The sequence below is a fragment of the Neisseria sp. HMSC064E01 genome (assembly GCF_001808875.1).
In the GTDB taxonomy this organism is placed as follows: Bacteria; Pseudomonadota; Gammaproteobacteria; order Burkholderiales; family Neisseriaceae; genus Neisseria; species Neisseria sicca_A.
This window is the reverse complement of sequence record NZ_KV794971.1, coordinates 19,894-30,150: the sequence shown is the minus strand read 5'-3', so window position 1 is coordinate 30,150 and position 10,257 is coordinate 19,894. Positions and strand designations below refer to the sequence as shown.

The 10,257-nt window shown below is 53.2% G+C and carries 7 protein-coding genes; 1 reads left to right on the top strand and 6 read right to left on the bottom strand.

From position 1 onward, the window contains the following. Positions 1-79 precede the first annotated feature (79 nt). The 6 genes from HMPREF2572_RS11545 to HMPREF2572_RS11520 all read right to left on the bottom strand — a co-directional run bounded on the left by HMPREF2572_RS11545 (position 80) and on the right by HMPREF2572_RS11520 (position 8,419). Positions 80-1,498 (bottom strand): MFS transporter, encoded by a 1,419-nt coding sequence (locus tag HMPREF2572_RS11545; protein ID WP_070498775.1) that lies wholly within the window; start codon positions 1,496-1,498, stop codon positions 80-82. A 421-nt stretch (positions 1,499-1,919) separates the two neighbouring features. Continuing rightward, positions 1,920-3,830, bottom strand: coding sequence for an alpha-amylase family protein (locus tag HMPREF2572_RS11540; RefSeq protein WP_060974389.1), 1,911 nt, complete (start codon positions 3,828-3,830; stop codon positions 1,920-1,922). A 590-nt stretch (positions 3,831-4,420) separates the two neighbouring features. Further along, a complete protein-coding gene (locus HMPREF2572_RS11535) occupies positions 4,421-5,803 on the bottom strand; it encodes a phosphomannomutase/phosphoglucomutase (RefSeq protein WP_070498774.1) in 1,383 nt (460 codons plus the stop codon). A gap of 120 nt (positions 5,804-5,923) precedes the next feature. Next, positions 5,924-6,763 (bottom strand): KPN_02809 family neutral zinc metallopeptidase, encoded by an 840-nt coding sequence (locus HMPREF2572_RS11530; RefSeq protein WP_003760141.1) that lies wholly within the window; start codon positions 6,761-6,763, stop codon positions 5,924-5,926. Positions 6,764-7,028: 265 nt separating this feature from the next. After that, positions 7,029-7,976, bottom strand: coding sequence for a class I SAM-dependent methyltransferase (locus tag HMPREF2572_RS11525; protein ID WP_070498773.1), 948 nt, complete (start codon positions 7,974-7,976; stop codon positions 7,029-7,031). Between the two features lie 14 nt (positions 7,977-7,990). Beyond that, positions 7,991-8,419, bottom strand: a complete 429-nt coding sequence (locus HMPREF2572_RS11520) for a glycosyl transferase (RefSeq protein WP_246827820.1) — start codon at positions 8,417-8,419, stop codon at positions 7,991-7,993. A gap of 305 nt (positions 8,420-8,724) precedes the next feature. On the opposite strand from HMPREF2572_RS11520, the gene HMPREF2572_RS11515 reads away from it, so the two are divergent. Beyond that, entirely contained in the window at positions 8,725-10,098 is a 1,374-nt protein-coding gene (locus HMPREF2572_RS11515) for a DEAD/DEAH box helicase (protein ID WP_070498772.1), read from the top strand. Positions 10,099-10,257: the final 159 nt, after the last annotated feature.

The window sequence follows — 10,257 nt, the reverse complement described above, 5'->3', positions numbered from 1 at the left end:
TCCTGATTTTTGTTAATCCACTATATTTAGTGGGGTCGTCTGAAAAGAAGTTCGATATTTATACGGTTCGCATTTTAACCTATTTTTTTGAAGTCGTTAGGTTGCGTCCGTCGGAAATGTGCAGGCGGCTGAATATGGTGCTGGAGACGAGGGTAATCAAGCCGATGGAAAGCAGGGTAAGGCGAAATGAAAGGTGGAGGTTGCCTGCGGTGAAGCTGCTTTGCGACCAGTTTTGCAGGATAAGCGCGCCGAGCGCAATGCCGAGGCTGATGGCGAGTTGTTGGTTGACTGCCATCAGGCTGTTGCCGCTGCCGGTTTGGTGCGCGCGCAGGTCGGCGATGGTCAGGGTGTTCATGGCGGAGAATTGGATGGAGTTGCAAGTACCAATCAGGAGCAGCAATGCAATCCAGACGATTAAAGACGTGTCCGCATCGGGTAGGGCAAGCAGCATAATCAATATGGCGAGGAGGCGCGTGTTCCAAATCAACACGCTGCGGTAGCCGAAGCGCGACATCAGGGGTTTGATGAGCGGTTTGACGGCAAGCGAGGCGAAAGCGACGGGTGCGACCAGCCAGCCGGATACGCTGGCGGCAAATCCAAATGCGACTTGAAACAAGAGCGGCAGCAAAAAAGGAATGGAACTGATACCGAGCCTGCTGAACAGATTGCCTGTCAAACCCAGACGGAAAGTGCGCACTTGGAACAAATCCGCCGCATAAATCGGGTTGGCGGCAGTTTTCATGTGACGGTAGTAGAGCAGGGCGAAGGCTGTACCGCCGATGGCGAGCAAGAGCGAAAACCAAACTGCGCCAGAGTGGGACACCATTTCCACAGCCAACATTAAGAGACACGCCGCCGAAGCGAAAGTCAGGTAGCCGCTCAAGTCCAGCGCGGTATTTTCGCCTTTGACATCGGGCATAATCCGCCAGCCCAGCAAGACGCCAAGCAGCCCTATGGGCAGGTTCAGCAGGAAAATCCAATGCCAAGATGCGTATTCGACCAAATAGCCGCCGACCAAAGGTCCGAATATCGGACCGATCAGCGCGGGCATGACGGCATAGTTGATGGCGTTGAGCAGTTGGGATTTGTCGTACACGCGCAAAATCGTCAGGCGCGGTACGGGTACCAACATCGACCCGCCTATGCCCTGAATCACCCGCGCCATCACCAGCATGGGCAGATTGGCTGCCGCCGCACACAATGCCGATCCGAGCATAAAAATGCCGATTGAGCCGAAAAATACGTTTTTAGTGCCGAACCTGTCCACCAAATAGCCGCTTAAAGGAATCAGCAGGGCAACGGTCAGCGTATAGGAAATCGCCGCCAGCTGCATATTGAGCGGCGATACTTTGAAATCTTTGGCGATTTCGGGCAGGGCGGTATTCAGAATCGTTGCGTCCAGCATTTGCATGAAAATCGCAATCGCCAACAGCAGGGGCAGCCATCGGGACGGGCGGACGGGCGGCGTTTCCGAAACGTTTGATTCGGTTTTGTTCATAGGGATGAATTGTAACTGATTTGGCAGGAGGTCGTCTGAAAGGCGGCTTGCTCTTTCAGGCTTTGGGATGAGAACCGGATGGCTGCTGGATAAATGGATTTTTTAGAGATTTGTTGACTTGAAGATGAAGAAACGAGCGGGTTGCGCCTATGGGGAAAGGCGGTGGGCAGGTTGTGTGTGGAACATTTATAGTGGATTAACAAAAATCAGGACAAGGCGATGAAGCCGCAGATAGTACAGATAGTACGGAACCGATTCACTTGGTGCTTTAAGCACCTTAGAGAATCGTTCTCTTTGAGCTAAGGCGAGGCAACGCTGTACTGGTTTAAATTTAATCCACTATATTTTGTCAAAAAGGTCGTCTGAAAACGGGCAATGCCGAGTTTCAGACGACCTTTGCGTTTTTAAGCTGCTTAAATCATCAGGCGATTTCGAGCCACATCACTTGGTAGGGGCGCAGCACCAAATCCTGATTCAATGCCACGGTTTCGCCGCTGATGAGGTCTTTGGCGCGGGCGGGCATGGCTTGCAGGGTGTGCGCGCTGATGGTTTGCGGGTGTTCGCTGAAGTTGCCGAACGCCAACAGCGCGTTGTTGCGGATGTAGCCGATGATGTGTTTGTTGTTAGTGTTGAAGGTAACCAGACGGCCACCGTTCAAACGCGGGTTGTTTTGGCGGATGTCTATCATGTGGCGCAGGCCTTGATAGATTTGTCCTGCCGCGGTTGACGGGTCGTGGCGCTGTTCGTACAACTCGGCGTTGTAACGCGGACGGTGCGCCCAGCGGCTGTCGTCGCTCTTGTTGCTGTCGTTCGACCAGTCGTCGTCGTTGAGCGTGCCGACTTCGTCGCCGAGATAAATCAGGGGCAGGCCGCCGGTACTCAGGGCGATGCTGTACAAGAGTTTGATGCGGTCAACGGCGTGCGGGTCATGTTGCGCCAAACCTGCCAAGGCGGCGGCAGTACCGCTGACGCGGCAGTCGCCGGTGTTGGGGTTGTATTGGAAGGGGACGCCGCGCGCGAAGCTGCCGTCGAAATGGTTGACGAAGAAGCGGTTGAGGAATTGGCGGTGGTCGTAGCCGTGGATGCCGAACTGCCATGCGTCTTCGTCGGCGAACGTCCAGCCGATGTCGTCATGGCTGCGGACGTAGTTGACCCATGCGGTATGGTCGGGCAGGTTGTGGCGGTAGGAGAGGGCTTGGTGGAGCAGGTTGACTTCGCGGGTGGCAAGGGTGTTCCACAACAATGCCATTTGCAGCGGGTTGTAGCCGATTTGGCATTCGTCTTGTCCGATGTATTGGACGACTTGGTCGGGGTGGACGATGGCTTCGGATTTGAAGAACACGGCAGGTGCGGCGATGCGCATGACGGCGTTGAACGCGCGGATTAAGGCGTGGGCTTGCGGCAGGTTTTCGCAATCCGTACCCATTTGTTTCCAAATAAAGGCAACGGCGTCCATACGCAGGATGTCGACGCCCAGATTGGCGAGGAACATCATTTCGCCTGCCATGGCGCGGAATACCCATGGATTGCTGTAATTCAAATCCCATTGGAAGGAATTGAACGTCGTCCATACCCAGCGTCCGTCTTCCAATTGGGAGAAGCCGCCCGGATGCTGGTCGGGGAAGATTTCGCGCAGGGTGCGGTCGTATTGGTCGGGCATCCAGCGGTCGGGGAAGATATAGTAGAAATTGTCGAAAAGCGGGTCGCCGGCGGCGCAGCGTTTCGCCCATTCGTGTTCGTTAGAAGTGTGATTGAAGATGAAATCGACGACGGCGGAAATGCCCGCTTCGTGCAGCGCGGCAATGACATCGCGCAAGTCGTCTATCGTACCCAAAGCCGGATTGACGTCGCGGTAGCTGCTGACCGCATAGCCGCCGTCGCTTTTGCCTTCAGGGCATTTAAACAGGGGCATCATGTGCAGATAAGTCAGCCCCAGTTCTTGAAAATAAGGGATTTTGGCTTTCAAGCCTTTCAAATCGCCTGCGAACAAATCGACATAACACACGCCGCCGACCTGTTTATTGGACAAAATCCAATCGGGGTCATTCTCACGCGCGGCATCGATGGCTTTCAGAGACTTGTCGCGTTGGGAATAGCTTTGCCATGCTTGGGCAATCAGTTGTTCCAGCATGGGCAGGACGGCTTCGTTGTCGTTGTAAACGTTGTCCAGCTCGTGCATCAGCTTGGGAAAATGCTCGTTCAAACGCCGGTCAAACTGTTTCCAGTCTTCGGAAGCTTCGACGGTCGCACGCTGTTTGGGGCTATATTCTGCCAAGGCGCGCTCTTTGAGATGATGCAGGGTCAAATCGACCTGTTGGGTCTGGGTCAACATGATGTTTACTCCGAGTTGAGGTTGGATTTGTTTGGAAGCCTGATTCCTGCTGCCTGCGCCGCTGAAACGCATGCAGGCTTAAGGCAAAATTGAGAAGTCCATCATACTGTAAGAAGCTGTTTGTGCATAGTAGCCTGAAATGGTTGGGAAAATAGGCTTTTAATCGGGTTGGGGTCGTCTGAAAACGGTGTGGATTTTTTCGTATAAAGTCGGGTGTGTTGGTATGGTTGGCATTTAATATTATATTGGGTGGCTATTTTGTAGATAAATGGCTCTATTTTTGATTTTTAAACATTAATTCGCTGCCATGTTGGCTGTGTATTTATCCAATAAGCAATATTTGGATATTGGGTGAGGAGGTGAACGCATTTATTTTCTTGGGTAAAGGACAACGGGCGTTTTTTGAAGAAGATAATTTTGTTTGATGGAAGTCAAAGGTCTTGGATGGGGAAGTTTAGGCGTATTGGCTTAGAAGAGCAGGGCGTTGCCATGAGTAAGTTTGAAGGGCATAAACATCGAAACAAAAGGTCGTCTGAAAACCTGCAATATCGGTTTTCAGACGACCTTTTGAGCTTTAAAGCGTTAACCGTTTACAGCGGCCATTTCAGCGCGGGATTGCTTTCGATGACAGCTTTAAACTGGTTTTGAATCCGCCCGATGGCTTCGTCGGAATCCGCCTCGAAGCGCAACACCAAAATCGGCGTGGTATTGGAGGCGCGCATCAGGCCGAAGCCGTCGGGGAATTCTACGCGCAGGCCGTCGATGGTGATGATTTCGGTCGCGCCTTCGAATTTGGCTTTGGCGGCGAGTTCTTCGATAACCTGATGGCCGTTGCTGCCTTCGGGCAGGTCGATGTTGAGTTCGGGCGTGGAAATGCTTTGCGGCAGCTTATTCAACACTTCGGATGGATTGTCGAAGGCGGACAGGATTTCCAAGAGGCGTGCGCCGGCGTACAGACCGTCGTCGAAGCCGAACCAGCGTTCTTTGAAGAAGACGTGTCCGCTCATTTCGCCGGCAACCAGCGCACCGGTTTTTTTCATGGCGGACTTGATGAAGCTGTGGCCGGTTTTTTCCATGACGGGTTCGCCGCCGTGTTCTTTAATCCACGGTGCCAGCAGGCGGGTGGATTTGACGTCGAAGATGACTTTCGCGCCGGGGTTGCGGCTCAAAACGTCTTGGGCGAACAGCATGAGCTGGCGGTCGGGATAGATGATGTTGCCGTCTTTGGTCACGACGCCTAAACGGTCGGCATCGCCGTCAAAAGCCAAGCCGATTTCGGCATCGCTGTTTTTCAGCGCGGCAATCAAATCTTGCAGGTTTTTTGGTTTGGAAGGGTCGGGATGGTGGTTGGGGAAATTGCCGTCCACTTCGCAGAAAAGTTCGGTTACTTCGTTGCCCAAACCTTTATAGAGCTTGCCTGCGAACGTGCCGCCTACGCCGTTGCCCGCGTCGATGGCGATTTTCATGGGGCGTTTGAGTTTGACGTGACCGACGATGTGGTTGTGGTATTCGCCGGAGATGTCTTTTTCAGTCACGCTGCCTTTTTTGTCGGAGGCAACCAGTTTGTCGGCTTCGATCAGGGCGAGCAACTCTTGGATGGCTTCGCCTGCGAGGGTCTCGCCGCCGAGCATCATTTTGAAACCGTTGTAATCGGGCGGGTTGTGGCTGCCGGTAATCATCACGCCGCTGCCGCCGCATTCGTTGATGGCGGCGAAATACAGCATGGGGGTGGCGACCATGCCGACATTGAGGACGTCGATGCCGCTGTCGGTAAAGCCGTGTTGGATGTGTTCCATCAATTCGGGACCGCTCAAGCGTCCGTCGCGTCCGAGTGCGATGCGGGTGATGCCTTTTTCGGCGGCTCTGGTGGCGATGGCTTTGCCGATAAGGTAGGCGGCTTCGTTGGTCAGGGTTTTGCCGACAATGCCTCGGATGTCGTAGGCTTTGAAGATGTCGCGGGCAATGTTTGCCATGATGGTTTCCTTTGTGATTGTGAATGGAAAACGGGCTTATTCTAACATAGGCAAAGGTCGTCTGAAGGCTTTCAGACGACCTTTAGGGGTTACATCAAATAACAATTGCTGCGGTTTCAATCAGTTACCGAAAGTGTTGCATTGGTTGATGTCGCCGCTGTCCAAACCGCGTTTGAGCCATGCCATGCGCTGTTCGGACGAGCCGTGTGTAAAGCTGTCGGGAACGACGTAGCCCTGCCCCTCTTTCTGCAGGCGGTCGTCGCCGACGGATTCGGCAGCCAGCATGGCTTTGGTGATGTCTTCGGCTTTGAAGATATTATTGTTGACGGCGTAATGCCCCCAAATGCCCGCGTAGCAGTCCGCCTGCAATTCGAGTTTGACGGAAAGGGCATTGGCTTCTTTTTTGCCGACCTGCTGCTGCATTCTGTGGACTTTGGGCAGGATACCGAGCAGGTTTTGGACGTGGTGTCCGACTTCGTGTGCGATGACGTAGGCAAACGCGGCATCGCTGGCAGAGTTGAGTTTGGTCTGCATATCTCTATAAAAATCTAAGTCGAGATAGACTTTTTGGTCACCCGGGCAGTAAAACGGGCCCATTGCCGATTGACCCATGCCGCAGGCGGTGGATGTACCGCCGTTGTATAACACCAGCGTGGTCGGGGTGTAATTTTGTCCGTGTTGTTTGAAATAGCTGCCCCAAGCTTTTTCCGTATCGGCGAGGACGACGCGGGCAAGTTCGTTCAACTCGGCTTCTTCCTGAGGCTTGAGCTGGGAGGTTTGGGTTGAACCCGTACCCATAGAAGGCGTGCCGACCAAGCCGCTCAAATCGACGCCGTAATAAGCACCGACCAAAACGACGATAATGCCGAGGATGCCGGGCGTTCTACCGCCGCCGCCTCCACCGCTGCTGCCGCGTCGGTCTTCTACGTTTTGACTCTGTTCGCGTCCTTTCCAATCCATCTTGTGTGTTCCTTGTTGTGAAGTGATATGGGGCTGATTATACCGTGAAGCGGGGCGGGACTTGTATAGTTGAGTGACAGATGGTATCCCAATCCGTTTTATAGGCTGAAAATGGGGATGAGGGGGCTTGAATCAAGCTTGATGAGGTCGTCTGAAAGCTGTTTTGCCAGTTTTCAGACGACCTTTGGGCATATAAACCGGAGGGGTCGTCTGAAAAGTAAAGGCTGATAAAGCGTTGGGTCTTTCAAACAACGACCGAGGGCAGTCAGGCTTTATGCCGGATTTCCCAACACTGATGGATTTTCTTGTTGCGGAAATCGTCGGGAACGGATTGTTTGGAAATGTCTTTCACGGCATATTGTTCCGATACCGAGTCGTTCAAGACGAAGCTGCGCAAGTTGTTGGAAAAGTACAAAATGCCGTCTGAAGCGAGCAGGTTCATCGCGTCGGCTATGAGTTTTGGGTGGTCGCGCTGGATGTCGAGGATGTCGAGCATCTTTTTGCTGTTGGAGAAGCTGGGCGGATCCATGACGATAAGGTCGAACTGTTTGCCTTCGGCGGCGGCGTTTTGCAGGTATTGGAACACGTCTGCGCGGACGATTTTGTGTTGTTCGGGGCTGATGCCGTTGAGTTCGAAATTGCGTTTCGCCCAATCGAGATAAGTGTTGGACAAGTCGACGGTTTCGCTGGACGCTGCGCCGCCGGTGGCGGCATAGACGGTGAAGCTGCCGGTGTAGGAAAACAGGTTGAGGAAGCGTTTGCCCGCTGCGGTTTCGCCGACTTTTTTGCGCGTGTTGCGGTGGTCGAGAAAGAGGCCGGTGTCGAGGTATTTGTCGAGGTTGACCCAAAACTTGCGGCCGTTTTCGGTGATGACGAAATCGTCGCCGGTTTTGCCGGTTTTCTCGTATTGCTGTAAGCCTTTTTGGCGTTCGCGGCGTTTGAGGTGGATTTGTTCGGGCGTAAAACCGGTAACGAAAGCGACGGCTTCCAATACTTCGGTAAGCCACGCCTCGTATTCTTCGGGCTGCATCAGCCAGCCGGTATCGTATTCCTGAAGGTGGATTTGGTCGCCGTAAACATCGACGGCGAAGGGGAATTGGGGGATGTCGCGGTCGTAAATGCGCCAGGCTTCGATGCCGTTGCGTTTTGCCCATTTCATGAGGTGTTTGATGTTTTTGCCCATGCGGTTGGCGAAGGGAGTGATGTCGGTCATGGTTTCAGACGGCCTTATCGGGGAAGTTTCCAGAATTCTTGGGCGGAGACGTAGTTGTTGCGGTCAAGGGTGTAAATAAGCGTATTGTCGGGCGCGGTCATGGCGGCACGGGTCTCGTTGCCTTTAAACGGAAAAATAATCAACATTTCAGAGCTGTTTTTAATATCGATGCCGTAGCTGGTTCTGCCGTTTTCATATTGGTATTTGTTTTGGGTGTATTCATAAACGGTTTGCGCGCCTTTTTCGTCTTTTACGGTAAAACTTTTTTCCGCGAAGCTGATTTCGGCTTTCGAGCCGTCGGGCGCCATTGCCTTCCATTCGCCGCGATAGGCTTCCGAACCGCTGCACGCGCTCAATAACAGGGACACAGTAAGGGCAGGCAATAGGGTGGCGGTTTTGAGCAGGTTCATGACGGCTTTATGGTAAGTTGATTGATGCGTCATTATAGCTTGATTTTGCGAAAAAAGTCTGTTTTGCTTGACCTCGGCAGGGTTCTACTTTATTATCCGCCGTTCGCCTTTTTATACGAAGCCATCGTCTTCCAACCTAAACCGCCGTTTCGGGCGCGTTTCTTTTATTGCTTGCTTATTTGCCAAGCCTTTCTGTGCAGGTTGTCGTCGATGTTAACCACAAGCAAGATGCTTGCGACAACCCTGTAACTTCACATTTCCCGTATCGTTACTTTCCTTTGCTTCAGGTCGTCTGAAAACTGTTCAGGCGTGCGCGTTGTTGTCTCTTTAGGATAGCCATGTCTATTAAATTTGCCGATTTGAACCTTGATAAAAACATTTTGTCCGCCGTAAGCAGCGAGGGTTACGAAAGCCCGACGCCGATTCAGGCGCAAGCCATTCCGTTTGCTTTGGAAGGCCGCGACATCATGGCTTCGGCGCAAACCGGCTCCGGCAAAACCGCCGCCTTCCTGCTGCCGACTTTGCAGCGGCTGACCAAACGCAGCGAGAAACCGGGCAAAGGCCCGCGCGCGTTGGTGTTGACGCCGACCCGCGAATTGGCGGCGCAAGTCGAGAAAAACGCGCTGGCGTACGCCAAAAATATGCGTTGGTTCCGCACCGTCAGCATCGTCGGCGGCGCATCTTTCGGCTACCAAACCCGCGCTCTGAGCAAACCGGTCGACCTGATTGTCGCCACGCCGGGCCGTCTGATGGACTTGATGCAAAGCGGCAAAGTCGATTTCGCCCGTTTGGAAGTGCTGATTTTGGACGAAGCCGACCGTATGCTGGACATGGGTTTTATCGACGACATCGAAACCATCGTCGAAGCCACACCGATCGACCGTCAGACTTTATTATTCTCCGCCACTTGGGACGGCGCGGTCGGCAAACTCGCGCGCAAACTGACGAAAAACCCTGAAATCATCGAAGTCGAGCGCGTGGACGACCAAGGCAAAATCGAAGAGCAACTGCTGTATTGCGACGATATGCGCCACAAAAACCGCCTGCTCGACCACATCCTGCGCGACGCCAACATCGACCAATGCGTGATTTTCACGTCCACCAAAGCCATGACCGAAGTCATCGCCGACGATTTGTACGAAAAAGGTTTCGCCGCCAACTGCCTGCACGGCGACATGCCGCAAGGCTGGCGCAACCGCACGCTGATGGATTTGCGCAAAGGCCGCTGCAAAATTTTGGTTGCCACCGACGTTGCCGCACGCGGTATCGACGTGCCGACCATTACCCACGTCATCAACTACGACCTGCCGAAACAGGCGGAAGACTACGTTCACCGCATCGGCCGTACCGGACGGGCAGGGCGCACGGGTATTGCGATTACCTTCGCCGAAGTGAACGAATACGTCAAAGTACACAAAATCGAAAAATACATCGGCCGTAAATTGCCCGAGCTGACCGTCGAAGGCATGGAACCGACCCGCAAGCGCAAATCCGCAGGCGGCAAGCCGAAAGGCAAAGGCGGCTGGGGCGATAGAAAATCCGGCGGCTGGCGCGGCGATAAGAAACCGGGTAAAGAAGGCTTCGGCGGCAAATCGCGCGGCGAAGGTTTCAAAAAAGAAGGATTTAAGAAAGGCGGCGAAGGCTTCAAAGGCAAACGTAAAGCCAACGATTCTTTCGGCTCGAAACCAAGCCGTCCAGCGAAAAGAGGCTGATGCTAAAGTCAAATCAATAGCTGTTATAGTGGATTAAATTTAAATCAGGACAAGGCGAGGCAATGCCGTACTGGTTTAAAGTTAATCCACTATATGAAGAAACTTTGATACCGCGTTGCCTAACAAAAAGGTCGTCTGAAAATTGATTTCAGACGACCT